Origin of the sequence: Serratia liquefaciens, assembly GCF_027594825.1 — a bacterium.
GTDB lineage: Bacteria > Pseudomonadota > Gammaproteobacteria > Enterobacterales > Enterobacteriaceae > Serratia > Serratia liquefaciens_A.
Window position 1 is genome coordinate 2,826,707 of the sequence record NZ_CP088930.1, and the last position, 20,904, is coordinate 2,847,610.

20 protein-coding genes are annotated in these 20,904 nt (G+C 55.5%); 12 read left to right on the forward strand and 8 right to left on the reverse strand.

Translation table 11 applies throughout. The features are described 5' to 3' along the window. Positions 1–17 precede the first annotated feature (17 nt). The 4 genes from gpsA to LQ945_RS12840 are packed head-to-tail and all read right to left on the reverse strand — an operon-like array spanning position 18 to position 2,278. Complete coding sequence (gpsA, locus tag LQ945_RS12825; RefSeq protein ID WP_270100909.1) at positions 18–1,037, reverse strand: NAD(P)H-dependent glycerol-3-phosphate dehydrogenase; 1,020 nt, start codon at positions 1,035–1,037, stop codon at positions 18–20. Then, positions 1,037–1,507 (reverse strand): protein-export chaperone SecB, encoded by a 471-nt coding sequence (gene secB, locus LQ945_RS12830; protein ID WP_020837579.1) that lies wholly within the window; start codon positions 1,505–1,507, stop codon positions 1,037–1,039. The genes gpsA and secB overlap by 1 nt, the downstream gene beginning before the upstream one ends. 59 nt (positions 1,508–1,566) lie before the next feature. Beyond that, positions 1,567–1,815 carry a glutaredoxin 3 gene (gene grxC, locus LQ945_RS12835; RefSeq protein WP_012147490.1) on the reverse strand — a complete coding sequence of 83 codons (249 nt, stop codon included), beginning with the start codon at positions 1,813–1,815 and terminating at the stop codon, positions 1,567–1,569. Positions 1,816–1,843: 28 nt separating this feature from the next. Further along, positions 1,844–2,278 carry a rhodanese-like domain-containing protein gene (locus LQ945_RS12840; protein WP_020837580.1) on the reverse strand — a complete coding sequence of 145 codons (435 nt, stop codon included), beginning with the start codon at positions 2,276–2,278 and terminating at the stop codon, positions 1,844–1,846. A 298-nt stretch (positions 2,279–2,576) separates the two neighbouring features. Here LQ945_RS12840 and gpmM point away from each other — a divergent pair, with 298 nt between their 5' ends. Genes gpmM through LQ945_RS12855 form a run of 3 tightly spaced genes read left to right on the forward strand, consistent with a single transcriptional unit; the run spans position 2,577 to position 6,433 of the window. Then, positions 2,577–4,121, forward strand: coding sequence for a 2,3-bisphosphoglycerate-independent phosphoglycerate mutase (gene gpmM / locus LQ945_RS12845; RefSeq protein ID WP_270100910.1), 1,545 nt, complete (start codon positions 2,577–2,579; stop codon positions 4,119–4,121). Positions 4,122–4,130: 9 nt separating this feature from the next. Beyond that, on the forward strand, positions 4,131–5,465 hold the full coding sequence (envC, locus tag LQ945_RS12850; protein ID WP_044554906.1) for a murein hydrolase activator EnvC: 1,335 nt from the start codon (positions 4,131–4,133) through the stop codon (positions 5,463–5,465). 2 nt (positions 5,466–5,467) lie between these two features. Continuing rightward, positions 5,468–6,433, forward strand: a complete 966-nt coding sequence (locus LQ945_RS12855; RefSeq protein WP_262241266.1) for a divergent polysaccharide deacetylase family protein — start codon at positions 5,468–5,470, stop codon at positions 6,431–6,433. 32 nt (positions 6,434–6,465) lie between these two features. Here LQ945_RS12855 and tdh read toward each other — a convergent pair whose 3' ends face one another. Beyond that, positions 6,466–7,491 carry an L-threonine 3-dehydrogenase gene (gene tdh, locus LQ945_RS12860; RefSeq protein WP_044554904.1) on the reverse strand — a complete coding sequence of 342 codons (1,026 nt, stop codon included), beginning with the start codon at positions 7,489–7,491 and terminating at the stop codon, positions 6,466–6,468. 9 nt (positions 7,492–7,500) lie between these two features. Continuing rightward, positions 7,501–8,697: a glycine C-acetyltransferase gene (gene kbl / locus LQ945_RS12865; RefSeq protein ID WP_044554903.1), complete on the reverse strand. Its 1,197-nt coding sequence runs from the start codon at positions 8,695–8,697 to the stop codon at positions 7,501–7,503. Positions 8,698–8,937: 240 nt separating this feature from the next. Here kbl and rfaD point away from each other — a divergent pair, with 240 nt between their 5' ends. Genes rfaD through LQ945_RS12895 form a run of 6 tightly spaced genes read left to right on the forward strand, consistent with a single transcriptional unit; the run spans position 8,938 to position 15,318 of the window. Then, positions 8,938–9,867 carry an ADP-glyceromanno-heptose 6-epimerase gene (gene rfaD / locus LQ945_RS12870; protein WP_182823564.1) on the forward strand — a complete coding sequence of 310 codons (930 nt, stop codon included), beginning with the start codon at positions 8,938–8,940 and terminating at the stop codon, positions 9,865–9,867. Positions 9,868–9,889: 22 nt separating this feature from the next. Then, entirely contained in the window at positions 9,890–10,936 is a 1,047-nt protein-coding gene (rfaF, locus tag LQ945_RS12875) for an ADP-heptose--LPS heptosyltransferase RfaF (protein ID WP_020837591.1), read from the forward strand. Positions 10,937–10,938: 2 nt separating this feature from the next. After that, the gene (rfaC, locus tag LQ945_RS12880) at positions 10,939–11,904 is read left to right on the forward strand and encodes a lipopolysaccharide heptosyltransferase RfaC (protein WP_270100911.1); all 966 of its coding nucleotides are present in this window, start codon (positions 10,939–10,941) and stop codon (positions 11,902–11,904) included. Then, a complete protein-coding gene (locus LQ945_RS12885; protein ID WP_270100912.1) occupies positions 11,901–13,070 on the forward strand; it encodes a glycosyltransferase in 1,170 nt (389 codons plus the stop codon). The genes rfaC and LQ945_RS12885 overlap by 4 nt, the downstream gene beginning before the upstream one ends. Positions 13,071–13,091: 21 nt before the next feature. Beyond that, positions 13,092–14,330: an O-antigen ligase family protein gene (locus LQ945_RS12890; protein ID WP_270100913.1), complete on the forward strand. Its 1,239-nt coding sequence runs from the start codon at positions 13,092–13,094 to the stop codon at positions 14,328–14,330. Between the two features lie 4 nt (positions 14,331–14,334). Next, positions 14,335–15,318: a glycosyltransferase family 2 protein gene (locus tag LQ945_RS12895; protein ID WP_270100914.1), complete on the forward strand. Its 984-nt coding sequence runs from the start codon at positions 14,335–14,337 to the stop codon at positions 15,316–15,318. A gap of 1 nt (position 15,319) precedes the next feature. On the opposite strand, the gene LQ945_RS12900 is transcribed toward LQ945_RS12895, so the two are convergent. Together LQ945_RS12900 and LQ945_RS12905 are read right to left on the reverse strand one after the other, a co-directional pair. Continuing rightward, on the reverse strand, positions 15,320–16,417 hold the full coding sequence (locus tag LQ945_RS12900) for a glycosyltransferase family 9 protein (RefSeq protein ID WP_270100915.1): 1,098 nt from the start codon (positions 16,415–16,417) through the stop codon (positions 15,320–15,322). 1 nt (position 16,418) lies between these two features. After that, positions 16,419–17,375: a polysaccharide deacetylase family protein gene (locus LQ945_RS12905; RefSeq protein WP_269936079.1), complete on the reverse strand. Its 957-nt coding sequence runs from the start codon at positions 17,373–17,375 to the stop codon at positions 16,419–16,421. 211 nt (positions 17,376–17,586) lie between these two features. On the opposite strand from LQ945_RS12905, the gene rfaQ reads away from it, so the two are divergent. Genes rfaQ through LQ945_RS12920 form a run of 3 tightly spaced genes read left to right on the forward strand, consistent with a single transcriptional unit; the run spans position 17,587 to position 20,893 of the window. Further along, entirely contained in the window at positions 17,587–18,669 is a 1,083-nt protein-coding gene (gene rfaQ / locus LQ945_RS12910) for a putative lipopolysaccharide heptosyltransferase III (protein ID WP_270100916.1), read from the forward strand. Next, on the forward strand, positions 18,666–19,793 hold the full coding sequence (locus LQ945_RS12915; protein ID WP_269936078.1) for a glycosyltransferase family 4 protein: 1,128 nt from the start codon (positions 18,666–18,668) through the stop codon (positions 19,791–19,793). Before rfaQ ends, LQ945_RS12915 begins: the two co-directional genes overlap by 4 nt. 2 nt (positions 19,794–19,795) lie before the next feature. Further along, positions 19,796–20,893: a glycosyltransferase gene (locus tag LQ945_RS12920; protein ID WP_270100917.1), complete on the forward strand. Its 1,098-nt coding sequence runs from the start codon at positions 19,796–19,798 to the stop codon at positions 20,891–20,893. Positions 20,894–20,904: the final 11 nt, after the last annotated feature.

Sequence of the window (20,904 nt, forward strand, 5' to 3'; positions counted from 1 at the left end):
GCATTCTATTTTATAGGTCAAGCGTTGTGTTTTTCGTCTTTTCTGGTCCGCCCCAACAGGCTTAGCGCGGCCTCGCGGGCATCTTTGTGGCAGTACAGCACCTGGTAAATCTGTTCGGTAATCGGCATTTCAACGCCGTGCCGCTGCGCCAACGCCAATACCTCTTTGGTATTGCGATAGCCTTCGACCACCTGACCTATACTGTCCTGCGCTTCCTGCACGCCTTTTCCCTGCCCCAGCATAATACCGAAGCGGCGGTTGCGCGATTGGTTATCGGTGCAGGTTAACACCAGATCGCCCAGCCCGGCCATGCCCATGAAGGTCGAGGGATCGGCACCCAGTGCAGAGCCAAGGCGTGTCATTTCCGTCAAGCCGCGGGTAATCAATGCGGTACGGGCATTCGCACCAAACCCGATGCCGTCTGACATGCCGGCGCCAATGGCAATCACGTTCTTCACTGCCCCGCCCAACTGCACGCCGATAAAATCGGGGTTGCTGTAGACGCGGAAACTTTTGCCACAGTGCAGCAACTGTTGCAGATCTTCAGCGAACTGCGCATCGGTAGAGGCCAGTGCAATGGCGGTAGGCAGCCCGGCAGCCAACTCTTTGGCGAAAGTCGGCCCGGAGACCACCGCCAGCGGAATGGCTTCGCCCAGCGCTTCGCGCGCCACGTCCTGTAATAGCCGGCCGGTTTCTGCTTCCAGCCCTTTAGTTGCCCAAACGATACGGGCATCCGGCCGCAAATGCGGTTTCAACTGACGCAGCACGTCACCAAACACATGGCTTGGTACCACCACCAGCACATCACGGCTGGCCGCCAGCGCACGGGCCAAATCGGCTTCGAGCAACAGCGTGTCGGGGAAGGTTACGTCGGGAAGAAAGGCCTGATTGCAGCGATCGTGCTGCATTTTTTGAATCTGCTCGGGGTTATGGCCCCACAGCACCACGGAGTGGCCGTTACGCGCCAGCGTAATGGCTAATGCGGTGCCGTACGAGCCGGCACCGATAACGGTCATTGAAGCATTGACGGTGTTCATCAGGCATCCTGATGTGGTGCGGCACCTTCGCCTTCCGCCTGCTGCTGCAGATAGTTCATGAACAGCGCGTCAAAGTTAACCGGTGCCAGGTTCAGCTGCGGGAATGTACCGCGAGAAACCAGGCTGGTGATGCACTCACGCGCATACGGGAACAGAATGTTCGGGCAGTATGCGCCCAGGCAATGCGCCAGCTGCGTGCCGTCGATGCCTGCTACAGAGAAGATGCCCGCCTGCTGCACTTCACACAGGAACGCAGTTTCTTCGCCCAGAGACGCCGTCACGGTTACGCGCAGTACAACCTCATACACTTCGTCAGCCAACTGGCTGGAAGCGGTATCTAGATCCAGTTTAACTTCTGGCTGCCATTCCTGCTGGAAAACCTGCGGCGCTTTTGGCGCTTCGAAGGAGATATCCTTGGTGTAAATGCGCTGAATCTGGAAAGCCATCTCTGTGCTGTTTTGTTCTGACATGTGTGTAATACCCTTGGTTAAACGTCCTTATTGACACTCAGTAACCGGTAGCGGCCCGCTTAAAGCAGCGGATCCAGACCACCACGAGCATCGAGTTCATATAAATCATCGCAGCCGCCGATATGTTGGCCATCGATGAAAATCTGAGGCACGGTGGTGCGCCCACTGCGCGCAATCATCGCTTCGCGTTTTTCATTATCGCCATCGATGGCGATTTCGTTAAACGCGGCGCCCTTGCTGTTCAGCAGCGCTTTGGCGCGATGGCAGAACGGGCAGGTCGCTTTGGTGTAGATATCAATGTTAGCCATGGATTACCACCTCAAATACGTTAAATAATTACTTACCGCGCACTAAAGGCAGGTTTTCCCCGCTCCAGCCAGCAATCCCGTCCTTCAGCGTGGTGACGTTTTCGAAACCCGCCTTGTGGAGGTTTTCTGCCGGCTCGCGGGAAGTGGTGCCGTTGGCACAAACCACGATGATCGGCTGAGCCTTGTGTTTTTCCAACTCGCCCAGGCTGCCGCTTTTGATTTCGCTGGCGGTCAGGTTAATGGCGTTGGCCAGGTGGCCTCTGCGGAAATCATCACGGCTGCGGGTATCCACCACAACGGCATCTTCTTTATTAATCAGTCGGGTGGCTTCACCGCGGGTGATCTCTTTCACCTTGGAGAAACTGCTCTTGAACGTCATGACGATCACCGCAACCAGCAGGGCGATCCAGGCCAGGCTCAGTATGGGATGCTTGCTAACGAATTGCATAATTTCTTGCAGCATGGGGTGTAACAACTCCCGTCAGTTTAAGGAAAAAATAACTCAAGGTTCCAGAGTATACCTGCCGAGTGCAGCAAATACAGCCAATAAGCAAGTGCTAGTGCAGAAACTGCGGGCTACGCTGAGAAATTCTCTGCGCCACAGCCTAAAAGCCGCCCTTGTTAACCGCAACTTTGATCTCTCTGGGCTCTTTTTAACCGTCGGCGTTGTAAAATCGGTCGGTTTTTAGGGTGAATAGCCATCACTCCGGCACCGGGCAGATGGCTATTCACAACTTAAAATTCATAACGAGGTTAATGCAATGTCGATCAACAAAAAACCGATGGTACTGGTGATCCTGGACGGGTACGGCCACCGCGAGGAGCAACAGGACAACGCCATTGTGAACGCCAAAACGCCGGTGATGGATCGCCTGTGGCAACAGCAGCCACACACGCTGATCGCCGCATCCGGGCTGGATGTTGGCCTGCCTGACGGTCAGATGGGCAATTCGGAAGTCGGCCACGTCAACCTGGGAGCCGGCCGTATCGTTTATCAGGATCTGACCCGGTTGGATAAAGAAATCAAAGAAGGCGATTTCTTCGCTAATCCAACGCTGACGGCAGCGGTCGACAAGGCCGTTCAGGCCGGCAAAGCGGTGCATATCATGGGGCTGCTGTCGCCGGGTGGCGTACACAGCCACGAAGATCATATTCTGGCCATGATTGAACTGGCCTCGCAGCGCGGCGCCAAAACCGTTTACCTGCATGCCTTTCTCGACGGTCGTGATACTCCGCCACGCAGTGCTGAAACCTCCTTGCAACGCTTTAGCGATGCCTTTGCCAGCCGGCGCTGCGGGCGTATCGCATCGCTGATCGGCCGTTACTACGCCATGGACCGCGACAACCGCTGGGATCGCGTTCAACTGGCTTATGATTTACTGACTCAGGCCAAGGGCGACTTTGTCGCCGACAACGCCGTTGCTGCCCTGCAGGCCGCTTACCTGCGTGGCGAGAACGACGAGTTCGTCAAGCCGACCGTTCTCCAGGCTGCCGGGGAGGCCACTGCCGAACTGCACGACGGTGACGCGCTGATTTTCATGAACTTCCGCGCCGATCGCGCACGCCAGATCGTTCGTGCCTTCGTGAATGCGGATTTCGACGGTTTCCCGCGCGCCAAAGTCATCAACTTTGGTGATTTCGTGATGCTGACCGAATACGCCGCCGACATCAAAGTTCCCTGCGCCTATCCGCCGGCATCGTTGAACAACACCTTCGGCGAATGGTTAATGAAGCACGACAAAACCCAGCTGCGCATTTCGGAAACCGAAAAATACGCCCACGTCACCTTCTTCTATAACGGCGGCGTTGAAGAGCCATTTACCGGGGAGGAACGTGTGCTGATCAACTCACCGAAGGTCGCGACCTACGATCTGCAGCCAGAAATGAGCGCCGCCGAGCTGACCGACAACCTGCTGACCGCCATTAACAGCGGCAAGTACGACGCCATCATCTGCAACTATCCCAATGGCGACATGGTGGGTCATACCGGGGTTTACGACGCGGCGGTAAAAGCGGTGGAAACGCTGGACGGCTGCATCGCCCAGGTCGTCGAAGCGGTGAAAGCCGTCGACGGGCAGTTGCTGATCACCGCCGACCACGGTAATGCCGAACAAATGCGCGATCCGGCGACCGGTCAGGCGCACACCGCCCACACCAGCCTTCCGGTACCGCTGATTTACATCGGCAAGCCTGCCCGCGCAGTCAACGGCGGCAAGCTTTCAGACATCGCGCCGACCATGCTGACGCTGATGGGAATGGAAATCCCGCAAGAGATGACTGGTAAGCCGCTGTTCATCGTGGAATAATCCTTCCCTATGAGGGAAAAGGCGTTTTTTGCACTATCAAGGGTAACCCGAAGCGCAAACCCAGGCAGCCAGCCGCTGCCTGAACGCACCGCGCCAAGGAAGTTGACCACCCTGTGCGCCAGCGTATTTTACGCTGGCGTCTTGTTGTTGCCGTTAGCCAGCCAGGCGGCGGAAGACAATAAATCCCAGCTCAAAGACATCCAGCAAAGCATCGCCGAGAAAGAAAAGGCGGTTAAACAGCAGCAGCAACAGCGCAGCTCATTGCAGGATCAGCTTAAGCAGCAAGAAAAAACCATCGCGCAGGCCAGCCGCCTGCTGCGTGACACCCAGGGCACCTTGAGCCAACTGGGGAAAGATATCTCCGGCCTGAATGCCTCAATCGCCAAGCTGCAAAAACAGCAATCCACCCAGCAGGAAATCCTCGCCAAACAGCTTGATGCCGCCTTCCGCCAGGGCCAGCACAGCGCCGTGCAATTGATCCTCAGCGGTGAGGAGAGCCAGCGTAGCGAGCGTATTTTGGCTTACTTCGGCTACCTGAACGACGCGCGTCAGCAAACCATTGAAGAACTGAAGCAAACCCGCGCCGAGCTGGCAAAGCAAAAAACCACGCTGGTGGCCAAACAGGGCCAACAGAAATCGCTGCTAGGCGAACAACAAACGCAGCAGCAGAAGCTGGAGCAGGCACGCGGCGCACGTAAGAAAACGCTGACCGCGCTGGAAGCCTCGCTGGAAAAAGATCAGCAGCGCCTGGTGGAACTGCGCCAGAACGAAACCCGGATGCGCGACAAGATTGCCCGGGCCGAAAGAGAAGCCCGTGCCCGAGCGGAACGCGAAGCGCGTGAGGCCGCCAAAGTACGCGAGCAGGTTCGCGTCAAAGAACAACAGGCGAAGAAAACCGGCACCAGCTATAAGCCAAGCGAAGCCGACCGCTCACTGATGGCCCGTACCGGCGGCCTTGGCAGACCAGGTGGGCAGGCAATATGGCCGGTACGCGGTCGTACTTTGCATGGCTTTGGTGAACAGCTGCAAGGTGAACTACGCTGGAAAGGCATGGTGATCTCCGCCGCCGAAGGCAGTGAAGTAAAAGCTATCGCCGACGGTCGCGTGCTGCTGGCCGACTGGCTGCAAGGCTATGGCCTGGTTGTCGTCATCGAACACGGTAAGGGTGACATGAGCCTGTATGGCTACAACCAAAGCGCGTTGGTCAACGTAGGGGCGCAGGTACGCGCCGGCCAGCCGATAGCCTTGGTAGGCACCAGCGGAGGCCAGGGAACGCCGTCGCTCTATTTCGAAATTCGTCGCCAGGGTCAGGCCGTTAACCCACTACCGTGGTTGGGAAGATAGATTTGCGCTATAACAAAATCCGTACTGCCGTCTTGATTGGCTGTCTGCTGCAGGTCTGCGCCGCACAGGCAGGGAAACTCTCCATCGTTATCGATGACGTGGGTTATCGCCCGCACGAAGAGGGTGCGGTGCTGCAAATGCCGACGGCCATCTCCGTTGCAGTGCTGCCCAATGCCCCCCATGCCCGTTTAATGGCTACCCGCGCCCACAGTCAGGGCCGGGAAGTGCTGATCCACATGCCGATGGCGCCGCTCAGCAAGCAACCGCTGGAACGCGACACGCTACAGCCTTCCATGAGCAGCGAAGAGATCCAGCGCATTATCCGCAATGCGGTCAATAATGTGCCCTATGCGGTGGGTATGAATAATCACATGGGCAGCGCCATGACCTCCAGCCTGCCGGGTATGCAGAAAGTCATGCAGGCGCTCGACAGCTACCAACTCTATTTCCTCGACAGCATGACCATCGGCAACAGCCAGGCCACCCGAGCCGCGGCCGGTACCCATGTGAAGGTGATCAAGCGTAAGGTGTTCCTGGACGACACGGCCAACGAAGCCGATATCCGTCGCCAGTTCAACCGGGCCGTCGAATTAGCGCGGCGCAACGGTTCCGCTATCGCCATTGGTCATCCGCGCCCGGCGACGGTGAAAGTGCTGCAGCAAATGCTGCCCACGCTGCCGAGCGACATCGTACTGGTGAAACCCAGCTCGCTGCTGAACGAACCACAGGGCGGCGGCAGTGGCGGCAGCTATGTCCCACCACCGATCAAGCCGCAGAAACCGCAGCCGAAGAACCCGTTCAATGGCGGGATCAAACAGTGTAAGGTCAAGTTGCCGAAGGAAAAAGTCAACGCGGGCAAGGTCATGAACGTGATCGGCGAAAGCGTGACCCAGTCGCCAGCCGTGACCTTTATTAAACGTCAGTGGCAGCGCTGGACGGACTCAACGCCAGATAAACCCAAAGCGTAAAATCAGGGCCGGCATTCCGGCCCTTTTTACGGTTAATCCCAGCTCAGAATCACTTTGCCGGACTGGCCGGAGCGCATGGCGTCAAAGCCCTGCTGGAATTGGTCGATCGAGAAACGGTGAGTAATGATAGGCGTCAGATCCAAACCAGACTGGATCAGCGCCGCCATCTTATACCAGGTTTCAAACATCTCGCGACCGTAAATCCCTTTGATAAACAGCCCTTTGAAGATCACCTGATTCCAGTCGATCGACATATCCGACGGTGGAATACCCAGCATGGCAATACGCCCACCGTGGTTCATCGCGTTAAGCAACGAACGAAACGCCGGTGGCGCGCCTGACATTTCCAGCCCTACGTCAAACCCTTCGGTCATGCCCAACTCGGCCATCACGTCGTTCAGGTTTTCTTTGCTGACGTTCACCGCGCGGGTCACGCCCATTTTGCGCGCCAGATCCAGACGGTATTCGTTGACGTCGGTAATCACCACGTGGCGGGCGCCAACGTGCTTGCATACCGCAGCGGCCATGATGCCAATCGGGCCGGCGCCGGAAACCAGCACGTCTTCGCCTACCAAATCAAACGACAGCGCGGTGTGCACCGCATTGCCGAACGGGTCGAAGATTGACGCCAGCTCATCGGAGATATTGTCCGGGATCTTGAAGGCATTGAACGCCGGGATCACCAGATATTCGGCAAAAGAACCAGGACGGTTCACACCCACACCGGTGGTATTGCGGCACAGGTGAGTGCGGCCACCCCGGCAGTTGCGGCAATGGCCGCAGGTGATATGGCCTTCACCGGAAACGCGGTCGCCGACGTTGAACCCTTTGACTTCCTGGCCGATGGCAACCACTTCACCCACGTACTCGTGGCCGACGACCATAGGCACCGGGATGGTTTTCTGTGACCATTCATCCCAGTTATAGATATGAACATCGGTACCGCAGATCGCGGTTTTCCGGATTTTAATCATGATGTCGTTATGGCCCAGCTCCGGCTGAGGCACATCGGTCATCCAAATCCCTTCTTCCGCTTTCAGTTTTGACAATGCTTTCATGGTTTTACCTTATGCAATAACGCCAAGATCTTTACCGATACGAATGAACGCCGCAACGGCACGCTCAATTTGCTCCGGGGTGTGATCGGCGGACATCTGGGTGCGGATGCGCGCCTGGCCTTTCGGCACCACCGGATAGAAGAAACCTGTCACATAGATGCCTTCCTTGAGCAACGCATTGGCGAATTCCTGCGCCAGTTTTGCTTCACCCAACATCACCGGGATGATGGCGTGATCGGCCCCGGCCAGCTCAAAGCCTGCCGCGGTCATTTTTTCGCGGAACAGGCTCGCATTGGCCCACAGACGATCGCGCAATGCATCGCCCTGCTCCAGCAATTCCAATACTTTGATCGACGCAGCGACAATCGCCGGCGCCAACGAGTTGGAGAACAGATAAGGACGCGAACGCTGACGCAGCCACTCCACGACCTCTTTTTTCGCTGCGGTATAACCGCCGGAAGCACCGCCCAGCGCCTTGCCCAGGGTTCCGGTAATGATGTCTACGCGTCCCATCACCTCGCAATACTCGTGGGTACCGCGCCCATTGGCACCAACGAAACCGACCGCGTGGGAATCATCCACCATTACCAACGCCTGGTACTGGTCTGCCAGGTCACACACCCCTTTCAGGTTGGCGATAACGCCGTCCATCGAGAACACGCCATCGGTGGCGATCATGATATGGCGTGCGCCATCAGCCTTGGCCTGCTTCAGCTGTGCGGCCAGTTCAGTCATATCATTGTTGGCGTAACGGTAGCGCTTCGCCTTGCACAAACGCACGCCGTCGATGATCGAAGCATGGTTCAAGGCATCAGAGATAATGGCGTCTTCCGGCCCCAACAGGGTTTCGAACAACCCGCCGTTGGCGTCAAAGCAAGAGGAATACAAGATGGCGTCTTCCATCCCGAGGAAGTCGGCCAGCTTTTTTTCCAGCTGTTTATGGCTGTCCTGGGTGCCGCAAATAAAGCGCACCGACGCCATGCCGAAACCGTGGCTGTCCATACCGGCCTTGGCCGCCGCGATCATCGCCGGGTGGTTAGCCAGGCCCAGGTAGTTGTTGGCGCAGAAATTGATCACATGGCTGCCGTCGGCTACGGCGATATCAGCCTGCTGAGCGGTAGTAATAATGCGCTCTTCTTTGAACAATCCCTCGCTACGGGTGGTCTCAAGCTGTTGTTCCAACTGCTGATAAAAAGACGCGGACATTCGGTTATCTCCAGGATTGGGCTGTTTTCAACATATTTTACTGATTTGTAACCAAACTGACGAGAATCAGCGGGAGAGAATATGAAAATTGCAGCAGATATCACGGCAAAGTACTGCAGTGCTCGACATCACGGGATAATCAGAGCCCGTCCGATGTTTGCAGCGGCATGAAATGCTATTATAAGCGGCATTGAGCGTGGGACACCGTGTCCCACCGGGCAGAATAACAGGGGTAACCCAATGATTATCGTCACTGGTGGCGCCGGCATGATCGGCAGCAATATCATTAAAGCGCTGAATGACACAGGGTATCGCGATATCCTGGTGGTAGATAACCTGAAAGACGGCACCAAATTCGCCAACCTGGTCGATCTCGACATCGCCGACTATATCGACAAGGAAGATTTCATCGCCAATATCGTGGCCGGTGACGATCTGGGTGAAATAGACGCGGTTTTCCACGAAGGCGCCTGCTCGTCCACCACCGAGTGGGACGGCAAGTACATGATGGACAACAACTATCAGTACTCCAAAGATCTGCTTCACTACTGCCTGGATCGCGAAATTCCATTCCTGTACGCCTCTTCTGCAGCCACCTACGGCGGTCGTGAAGAGTTTATCGAAGAGCGCCAGTTTGAAGAGCCGCTGAACGTCTACGGCTACTCGAAATTCCTGTTCGACCAGTACGTGCGTGAAATTCTGCCTGAGGCAGACTCGCAGATCTGCGGCTTCCGTTACTTCAACGTCTACGGCCCGCGCGAAGGCCACAAAGGCAGCATGGCCAGCGTGGCATTCCACCTGAACAGCCAGATCAACCGCGGCGAGAACCCGAAACTGTTCGACGGCAGCCAGGATTTCAAGCGTGACTTCATCTACGTCGGCGACGTGGCGGCAGTCAACCTGTGGTTCTTGAAAAGCGGCGTCTCCGGCATCTTCAACTGCGGCACCGGCCGTGCAGAAACCTTCCAGGCAGTGGCCGACGCAGTGGTCGACTTCCATCAGAAAGGCGCGGTGGAAAACATCCCGTTCCCGGAAAAGCTCAAAGGCCGCTATCAGGCGTTTACCCAGGCCGACCTGACCAAGCTGCGCGCCGCCGGCTATGACGCACCGTTCAAAACGGTCGCCGAAGGCGTGAAAGAGTACATGGCCTGGTTAAACCGCACCGCCTAAGCTGAAGGAACAAACGTAGGGTATGAAAATACTGGTTATCGGCCCTTCATGGGTTGGCGATATGATGATGTCGCAAAGTCTCTACCGCACCCTGAAGGCCGAGCACCCGACGGCAGAAATTGATGTGATGGCACCGGCCTGGTGCCGTCCATTGCTGGCGCGTATGCCGGAGGTCAACCAGGCCCTGTCGATGCCGTTAGGTCACGGCGCGCTGGCGCTCGGTGAGCGCCGTCGTCTGGGGCATGCTCTGCGCGCCAACGGATACGATCGCGCCTACGTGTTGCCGAACTCCTTCAAATCGGCGCTGGTGCCTTTTTTTGCCCAGGTGCCACGGCGCGTCGGTTGGCGCGGGGAAATGCGCTATGGCCTGCTGAATGATATTCGCGTACTGGACAAGGCCGCCTTCCCGCTGATGGTGCAGCGCTATGTCGCGTTAGCCTATGACAAGCAACGTATTCAACGCGCAGAAGATCTGCCGCAGCCGCTACTGTGGCCGCAACTGCAGGTCAGCGACGAAGAAATTGCCGAAACAACTGCCGCCTTCAACCTGACCGATCATCGGCCGATTATCGGCTTTTGCCCCGGCGCCGAGTTCGGTCCGGCCAAACGCTGGCCGCATTATCACTATGCCGCTCTGGCGCAAAAGCTGATCGATCAGGGTTATCAAATCGCCCTGTTCGGTTCCGCCAAGGATAATGAGGCGGGTGAACAGATCCGCGCCGCGCTGGATGACGACGCCCGCGGCTTTTGCATGAATCTGGCTGGGGAAACGCAGCTGGAGCAAGCGGTGATCCTGTTGGCCTCCTGTTCGGCCGTGGTCAGTAACGACTCAGGTTTGATGCACGTTGCGGCGGCGTTGAATAAACCGCTGATAGCCTTGTACGGCCCAAGCAGCCCGGACTTCACGCCGCCGCTGTCCGACAAGGCCAAAGTGATCCGTTTAATTAGCGGTTACCATAAGATACGCAAAGGCGATGCCGATCAGGGTTACCATCAGAGCCTGATCGATATTCAGCCACAGCAGGTGTTGGACGCGCTGACGCCGTTACTTGCCGCCAGCGAGGAATAAGCATGCAGGTGTTGATTGTAAAAACCTCGTCCATGGGGGATGTACTCCACACGCTACCGGCACTCACCGACGCCATGCAGGCCATTCCCGGCATCCGTTTTGATTGGGTGGTTGAGGAAGGCTTCAGCCAAATCCCTACCTGGCATCCGGCAGTAGATCGCGTGATCCCGGTGGCGATACGCCGCTGGCGCAAAAACTGGTTTGGCAGCGAAACCCGTCAGCAACGCTGCGATTTTAAACGCGTGGTGCAGGAGCGAAATTACGACGCGGTGATCGACGCCCAGGGGCTAATCAAAAGCGCCGCGCTGATCACCCGCATCGCCAAAGGCAGCAAACACGGTCAGGACAGCAAAAGCGCCCGTGAGCCCTTCGCCAGCTGGTTCTACAATCACCGCTACGATATCGACAAACAGCAACACGCCGTCGAACGTACGCGCGAGCTGTTCGCCAAAAGCCTGGGCTACGAAAAGCCCGACAGCGTCGGTGATTACGCCATTGCAGCCCGCTTTCTCAGCCATCTGCCGGCCGATGCCGGGCGGTATCTGGTGTTTTTGCATGCCACCACCCGCGATGATAAACACTGGCCGGAAACACACTGGCGCGAGCTGATTGCGTTAACTGAGCCAAGCGGATTGAAGATCAAATTGCCGTGGGGCGCAGAACACGAACGCCAACGCGCACTGCGTTTGGCGGAAGGTTTCCCGCACGTCGAGGTTTTACCCAAGCTCAGTCTGCAGCAGGTGGCCGAAGTGCTGGCCGGTGCGAAATGCGTGGTCTCGGTTGATACCGGCCTTAGCCACCTGACCGCCGCGCTCGACAGGCCGAATATCACGTTGTTTGGTCCCACCGATCCAGGATTGATCGGTGGTTACGGTCAGAATCAACACTCTATGATTTCTCCAGAAAAAAGCATGGCAACGCTCTTCGCCGGCTCAGTCTGGACCGAGTTGCAAAAGGTTATTGGATGAAAAAGCTGCACGTTATCAATTTAGGGAAGATGGGTGGCGTCGAACGCCTGTTCCTGCAGTACATCAACGACACCACCGACGGCAGTAACGAGGTGATTTGCATCAGCAGCGAGGTCGGTGAAGAGATCCGCCGGCAAATGCCTAACCAGAAAGTCACCTTTGCCAACCGGCTGGTAAACGCTTTGCCATTGCGCTGCCCGCAGTTTTTGCGCAAATACCTGCTGAAAAGCAAAATCGAAAAGGCCAATGCCGACGTGGTCATCGTTTGGGACCTGGTGCCCGGTCTGGTCGCCAAACCGAAACGCGGTAAGCTGGTTTACTACGATCATGGCTGTTCATGGCGCTACCCAAAGAATCAAAAGACCTTACGTTTTCTCACCATGCTGGACGGGGTGATCTCGGCCTCATTTGCCTCAAAGCGGGTGATGGAACTGCGCTTTAATTTACCCTGCCCAAATCACGTGGTGATCAATCGACTAAAAACGCCCTCCGGTATCAGCGATAGCCTGAAACCTCTCGGCAAGCCGATCAGAATAGGCACCGCCTCGCGCCTGGTCAGCCTGAAAGGCATCAGCGTGTCGTTGCTGATGATGCAGGAACTGCTGCGCCGCGGGCACGATGTCACCCTGGAAATTGCAGGCAAGGGACCCGACAGGGCAGAATTTGAAGCCTTGGCGGAAAAGCTCGAGCTGGGCGATCGGGTCATCTTCAGCGGTTTTCAGGATAACGTCGCGGACTTTTTCAACCGCACACATATCTATATGAGTACGCCGATCACCGAACCCTTCGGCTTATCCTGTATGGAAGCTTTGTATTTCGGCGTGCCGGTCATATTCCCGCAGGTCGATGGCCAGCCAGAGGTGATTAAAGATCGGCACTGCGGTATTGGCTTAACCCCCTCGGTAACGATTGAAGAACATCAACGGCTAACGGGCATCAAGGTGGATTTCCCTCACGAAGTCTATGATCCGGTCAGCGATACGCTGGTCATGCCTAAACTGTTGTCGCACCTGGAGTGCGCAGATGCAGTGGAAAAGCTGATAGTTCCGGAAACGTATCAAAGCATGAGTCAAAATGCGCAGCGTTACCCGGTCGAACATTTCAGCTACGCTATGTTCAAAACAGAATTCGACGACGCGCTGAAATCATTTATTGCTCAATCTTAATGCGAGCCGGAACCCAGTCCCATGCTACTACTCAAAGAAACCACACCGCATCCTGTCTTCAGTTATCTGATCTATTTGGGATGCGCTATCGCATTTTGTACTATCCCCTTCGCTTCCGACACCGGGCGCAATCTTTTTTATGTCGCCAGCTATATCTCATTTATCGCCGTTTGCTTAAACCTGAAGTATTACTTTAAAAACAAAAGAAACCTTATCGTGCCCGTTCTGTTTTTCTGCGTAGGTATGGGGAGCATTTTCTGGTTGCAGCACTTCAAACAACCGGGCGAGTACATCAATATTTACCGTTCATACATGTCGACGGGCAAGTTACAGATCGCCACCGCCTTTATTCTGCTCATTGCGTTAAATGAACGCCTTTGCATGCAGCGCGCATTTATTGTTATTGCGTTGATGGCAGGTATTGCGGTTAACGGTTATTCCCTCTATCAGGGATTGTGGCTGAATATTGGCCGCGTAGAGATTAACTTCGATCGCGCTACCGTTGCCGCCTATTTGATTACCGCCATCAATCTGGTCATGCTGCAGGCGATTCTGATGCTGCGAACAAAATATCGCATTCCGCTGTATATCATCGGCTTTCTGGTCACCTTCTCCACGCTGGTGCTGACGGGCACTCGGGCGGCGATGCTGGTCTATCCGGTTGCGGTAGGCCTGTCGATACTGGCAACGAAAAACCTGATTTCCCATAAACACAAAATTCTGCTGATAACCTCGGTTCCACTGTTGCTGCTCGCCAGTGGTTTGGTCTTCAAATCACAGATTGAACAGCGGATTGCCGCATTTCAAACCGACCTGCGATTGATCGATCAGCCTCAAACCGAGAACTCAATTATTTCCCGCATTTCGATGCAGATTGCCGCGATTCACACAGGTTCAGAGGCACCGCTGGGTCAATCTGCCGAACAGCGTGGAGAAGAAATTCGCGCCATGGTCTTACACGAGCCGCATTTGGCCGGCGTAATGCCTTATATCAATGTGCATATGCATAACGAGCTGCTGGAAACCTACTCGCTCAAAGGCGTCTGGGGGGCCCTGTTTTTACTGGCGCTCTACATCGGCTTATTTGTTTCCTCATTAAAACCTCATCGCAATGCACTGTTGCTGGGTGTGACCTTCAGCCTGTTTGTGTATGGGCTCAGCGACGTCATATTCTTTAGTACTGAAGGTACGGCAATTTTTTGCCTGGCGATTATTGCCAGCGTGCTTTCAGTGAAAAAAACGTCGGTCGCTCAGGATTAACCTCATGAACTCATCGCCGCCTCTGCTCAGCGTTATCGTGCCATTTTACAACAACGAAAATTTCGTCGTTGCCAGCCTGAGCTCTCTGTTCAACCAGATCGGCGATGATATCGAGGTGGTCATCATTGATGACGGATCGACCGACAATTCCGCCTCGCTGGTACGCCAACTGTTAGCAGAACGCCGACATCCCCATGTGATCTTTATTGCGCAGGAAAATAGCGGTATCGCCCGTACCCGCAACGTTGGCTTGCAGCAGGCTACCGGGCGCTATGTCACCTTCCTCGACGGCGACGACTTGCTGAGCAGCGACTATCTGGCCATTCTGCGGCCGCTGCTGCAGGCAAACGAAGATGACCTGATCGATTTTAATTATCAGAAATTTGCTGACAGTCCGCCGGCACAGCCTGTCGGCGCCACGATCCGCCGCCGCACTTATGACTTTGCTGGCCAGGGCCTGGCCTGTCTCACTCCGTTATTTGCCCACTCAATGTGGCACCTGTGGAGCCGTGTCTATCGGCGCTCATTGTTGGAAGGTGACCGCTTCGAAGACGGTCGCCGCTATGAAGATGTCATTTTTACGCCTTTTCAATATTTCAAAACGCGCAAAATTGCTCATCTCGACCATGTGCTCTATTTCTATCGAGATAACAGTCAGGGGATCACCCGCAATATCAAACCCAAGGATATTGAGGACATGCTTTTTGCGACGGGGAAAATGTTGAGTTTTGTCGAACAGCACCGCGGTGACGAGCCACTGCGCCAACTGGCGGCTCTGATGCTCGGGAACTGTTTTTCAGAAATCAGAGGGATGTCGAAAGCGCTGTACGGTTACTATCACTTTGAGCCGGAGACACGGTGTACCTTCAAACGCCTGGCTGAAGTTTGTAGCAACAGCGGCGTACCGCGAAAAAAAATCCGCCAAATGCGGTACGCACGCGTGGATACCTGGCTGTCAAAAATGCGCTGGCAACTGAAAAAGCGCTAACTCACTCTTTATTCAGCGATAAATGGTCCACCACTTCAGCGTAAATACGCTGCGGCTGGATCACGCCCATCGGGCTTTCAGCCTCCAGCGGCAGGGTATAGCCGGTACGGGAAACCTGAATGATCCGATGCAGCTCCGGATCCTGAATCGGTCCGGTAGAGCGCGAATCCGCGGTGACAAACAGGCTGATGGTTTTTACCTTCAGCGCTACGGCTAAATGCAGTGGGCCGGTATCGCCGGTGACCAGCACATGGAAGCTGTCGATCAAGGTTAGCAACGCCTGCAATCCCGTTTTACCGATGCGGTTATCTACACACTCCCGGGTTTGAGAGCTAACCTGGCTCAGAAACTGCTGCGCTTTCCCTTCGTCGGAAGGCCCGCCAATCAGCACGATGCGCACATTGGCATGCTTGGCCACCAGCTCATCGGCCAACCGGGCAAAATGCGATACCGGCCAACAACGCGATTCGGTAGAAGCGCCCAACTGAAAACCTATCGTACAGTGCTCGCTGCTTTTGACGCCCGGTTGATATGGCGCGGGAATTTCCATGGTGGGATCGTCGCTGCGGCAACCCAAAATGGAAATCAGCTCCAACTTGCGGCGAATAAAATGGCCGTAGTAATGGAAGATATAGTTGGTCAACCAAGGTTCCAGCCCACAAATTCCGGAGCTGTAGTTATCCCGGATAATGTATTTGGCCCCGGATAAAACGGCGCTGATAATGTCGTACGGCAGATGTGAATGCAGGATCAGCGCCAAATCCGGCTGGTGTTCACGCAGCGACTTCAACAGCGGACGCAGGCTTTTGATTTTGCTGTCCCAATACACCACGCGATCGTAGTAGCGACCGTTTTCCACCAGCTCCTGATTCTTCTTGTGAACCACCAGAGTAATATGCGCGTTCGGATAGCGTTCCCGCATCGCCCGCAGCGCAGGCGTGTTAAACATAAAGTCGCCCAGCGCCGTCGTGGAATAGATGACGATATTGTCAAACTGCAGCCGACTGTCGAAAGTCGCCTTATCCTGGAAACGGCCGGACTTTGCGGTGTAACGTCGCAAAAACCAATCCGCGACCTTAATTTTCCATTTTTTCGACATGTCAGTTCACTTTAAGTTGATAATACTCGGCCAGCGTCATGCCAACCGTACGCTGCTGCAACCAGGCGAACAGCTGCTCTAAATCACGGTACAACACTTCAATATCCTGCTCGGTCTTAAAGGTTGGGCTGCCACCAGGCATAAACTCGGAAGAATGGAGCATAAATTCCACGTAGTCATGCCCCTGCGCCAAACAGCGCTCAGCCACTCCCTTCATTTTTTCCAGGTTACCGCCGCTTGGGCGCAGCCAGTTAACCGACGGCGAACGCTGTTTGCCCCGCAGCCGATCGTAACCCTGCTTCAGCGTATTCATCAGCGCAGAATGCTTATACTGAATGCTCATCGGCACTTCCAGCAGCGACGACGCGCCCGGTTTGGCGATATTTTCCGGATCGATAAAATAGGCCTGCGACGGGAAATGGCGATAGTCCGTGCCGCCGTTACCCTGAGGGTTGCCCGGTGAATATTGCCAGTTAACGCGCGGCGTAACCGAGCAATCCACCTGATAACCGTATTCCAGCAGCAAGGCAGCATAGTATTCGTTAAACGCCCAACGTCCGGCGCGATGGCTGAGCATTTTTGTCTGGAAGCTGTCTTCCAGCAGTTTGGTCATGTGATCGACCTTGGCGCGGATTTGTTCGGCCGGGTATTCGATCAGATAGGGTTTGTGCCGCCAGTCATCTTCGGTCAACGGCGTCAGCGGCGGACTGTTCCAGGCATGCAGATGCATCCCCACTTCGCCGGTGCCGCGGGCAATCACATCGCGAGCGAACTCGACATATTCTGCATCCATCGCCATTTCATAGTTGGTGAGGTACACCGGCTTAAAGCCATATTTCTCACACAGCGCCTGAAAGCGCGGTAAAAAGCGCGTGTTATCGGTCGAAATGCGATCGTGGTTTTGCCACAGATTGTCGCCTTCGGTATCAATGGTGATGAGAAATGCCGGTTTGGTCATAAATATCGGGCCTGATATCAACAGAATGCATTATGTTACGCAGGGCGTTTCGCCAGGGCAAACGACTTTAGTGCCTGGTTTTGACAACGTTGAAGGCATTTTGTCACTTCCCAAGGCGATTTTTTCTCTTCACGGCAAGAAAACCGTGCAACAGTAGCCACATGCGATCGGGTCATTTAGAATCAAAGATTGGTTTCCCTGAAAGCGACTCATGATGAACGACGCGCCAGCCCTTGCTCCTGATACCTCGATACAGCGTATTTTGATCGTTAAACTTCGCCACCACGGCGACATGTTGCTGATCACGCCGGTCATCAATACCCTGCAGCAAAACTACCCGCAGGCACAGATCGACGTACTGCTGTATAAAGAAACCCAGGAGATGCTGGCCAGTCATCAGGCCTTGTCGAACGTCTTCGTTATCGATCGCCAATGGAAAAAACAGGGTACGAAAGCGCACCTGAGCCATGAACTGAATCTGATCCGACAGCTCAAGGCCCGGCGTTACGATCTGGTGGTCAACCTGGCCGATCAGTGGCGCAGCGCTATTCTCGCCCGGCTGACCGGTGCTCGTATCCGGCTGGGGTTCGATTTCCCCAAACGCCAGGGCTTCTTATGGCGACACTGCCACACACATTTGGTACCGGTCAACGATCATGCCCGGTTGCATACCGTTGAACAAAACCTGTCGCTGTTACAGCCACTTGGTTTGCCAAGCGTCAGTCAGCAGGTCACCATGAGCTATCCACCGCAGGACTGGCAAGCCTGCGAGCAGTTGTTGCAGCAACAGGGTATCACCGGTGATTATATTGTGGTGCAACCCACTTCCCGCTGGTTCTTCAAATGCTGGAGTGAACAAAAAATGGCTGCCACCATCAGCGCGTTGCAGGCCGACGGTCACTCATTGGTGATCACCTCTGGCCCGGATCCGAAAGAACGCGAAATGGTGGCACGCATTCTGGCGCTCTGTCCGCCACAGGGCGTAGTGTCCCTGGCCGGGCAACTGACGCTGCGGCAACTGGCTGCCTTGATCGACCACGCTAAACTGTTTATCGGCGTAGATTCGGTGCCTATGCACATGGCCGCCGCGCTACAGACCCCTTGCGTCGCGCTATTTGGCCCTTCCAAACTGGTGTTCTGGCGTCCATGGCAGGTCATTGGCCGCGTGATATGGGCCGGTGATTATGGCTCCTTGCCCGATCCGGATGCCATTGATACCGGCACCGATGAACGTTATCTGGACCTTATTCCTACAGACGCGGTGATTGCAGCCGCGCGGAGCACGCTGGCATGAAAGCATTTCGTTTGGCGATCGTTCGCCAAAAATACCGTCCGGACGGTGGAGCTGAGCGTTTTGTCTCACGCGCCCTGGAGGCGCTGGAACAGCAGGACCTCGATCTTAACGTCATCACCCGCGAATGGCAGGGTGATGCCAATCCGAACTGGCACATCCACTTGTGCAATCCGCTGAAATTTGGCCGCATCAGCCGTGAACGCGGCTTTGCCGACGCGGCCAGAAACCTGTGGCAAAAAGAACATTTCGATCTGGTGCAAAGCCATGAGCGCATTCCGGGTTGCGATATTTATCGCGCCGGCGATGGCGTACATCGTCGCTGGCTATTGCAGCGGGCGCGCCTGCTGCCGGAATGGCGCCGCAAGTGGCTGTTCTCCAACCGCTACCATCGCTACGTTATGTGTGCGGAAAGAGCGATGTACGCCGCACCGGAGCTGAAAGCGGTCATCTGCAACGCAGAAATGATCAAACAGGAAATCATCGATGATTTCGGTGTTCCCGCCGATAAAATCACGGTGATCTACAACGCCATTGATAATCAAAAATTTCTGCCCGCCAATGCCGAACAGCGACAGCAGCTACGTCAGCAATATCAGATCCCACAGCAGGCGCACTGCCTGATTTTTGTCGGCTCAGGTTTTGAACGTAAAGGATTGGCCGCCGCCATCCGCGCCGTCGCGGCCACCGACAGCTATCTGCTGGTGGTGGGCAAAGATAAGGCCGAAAAACGCTATCAGGCGTTGGCGCAGTCGCTCGGTTGCAGCGATCGGGTCCGGTTTATGGGAGTGCAGAAACAAACGCTGCCCTTCTACCAGGCCGCCGATGCGCTGTTATTACCGACGTTGTACGACCCGTTCCCCAATGTGATTCTGGAAGCCATGTCCTGTGGCCTGCCGGTGATCACCAGTACCACCTGTGGCGGTGCCGAATTTATCACTCAGGGGCAAAATGGGTTTGTGACCGATGCCCTCGACGTACCGGCGTTAATCGAGGCGATCACCGCGTTGCCACGTCAGGCTCAGGGCTCCACCATGGGTGAAGCCGCAAGATTACGTATCATGTCGGCTACCCCGGCACACCTGTCGGAACAGCTGATTTCCCTTTATAACCGGCTGCTGGATTAACTATGCGTATTCTGATGATTATCGACGGTCTGCCTGGCGGAGGCGCAGAAAAAGTGGTGCTGACGCTGTGCCAGGGCATGCAGCAAATGGGCAATGACGTCAGCCTGATTTCATTGCGCGATGTCTGTAACTACCCGATCCCTAACGGTATTCACTACCAGGTGGTGGCGGACAGCAGCCGTTCGCCATGGCGCAAACTGACCGAACTGTCGCGCCGCGCCGCCGCGTTGGACAAAGCCATCGCCGACAATGAACGGCAAAATGGCGCCTATGATTTGGTGTTCTCCAACCTGCATAAAACCGATCGCATCGTCAGCCGCAGCAAACTGCTCTCGTCAGATCGCCTGTGGTTCTGCATTCACGGCATCCTTTCAACCTCTTATCTGGGCCACCGCAAGGGACTGGATCGCTGGTTGAAACAGCGAAAAATCGCGACGGTTTACCAAGGTAGAAATATCGTTGCGGTATCAAAGGCCGTTGGGGACGATTTACAGCTGAACCTGCCGATCCAGCCAAACAGACTGGAAGTGATCAACAATCCGTTCGATATTGCCAGCATCGAGCAGCAGGCGGCAGAACCCTGCGAGTTGGCGGGCAAAGATTACCTGGTGCACGTTGGGCGTTTTCATGCTCACAAGCGGCACGATCGCCTGCTGAAAGCCTACGCCCAATCGGGTATACAGGCACCTCTGGCGCTGATCGGCACCGGCAGCGAACCCCATATCGCGCAGGTGAAGCAATTGGCTAGCCAACTGGGCATTGCCGAGCGCGTGCTGTTTCTCGGCTTCCAGGCCAATCCCTATCCGTTTATTCGCCACGCATCCCTACTGGTGCTGAGCTCCGACAGCGAGGGCTTTGGCAACGTATTGGTTGAAGCGCTGCTGTGCGGTACGCCGGTGGTCAGCACCCGTTGCCCGGGCGGTCCTGCGGAAATTCTGGAAAAAGCGGGAATGGAGAACGCGCTGGCGGATCTCAATGAAAAATCGCTGGCGGAAAAAATGGCGGAAATGTATGCCACTCCCCCGGAGATTAATCACCAACAGCTGCTGAGCTATGGGCTACAGCCTATTTGTCAGCAATATTTAGCGCTCAAAAAATAATTAAGGCAGGG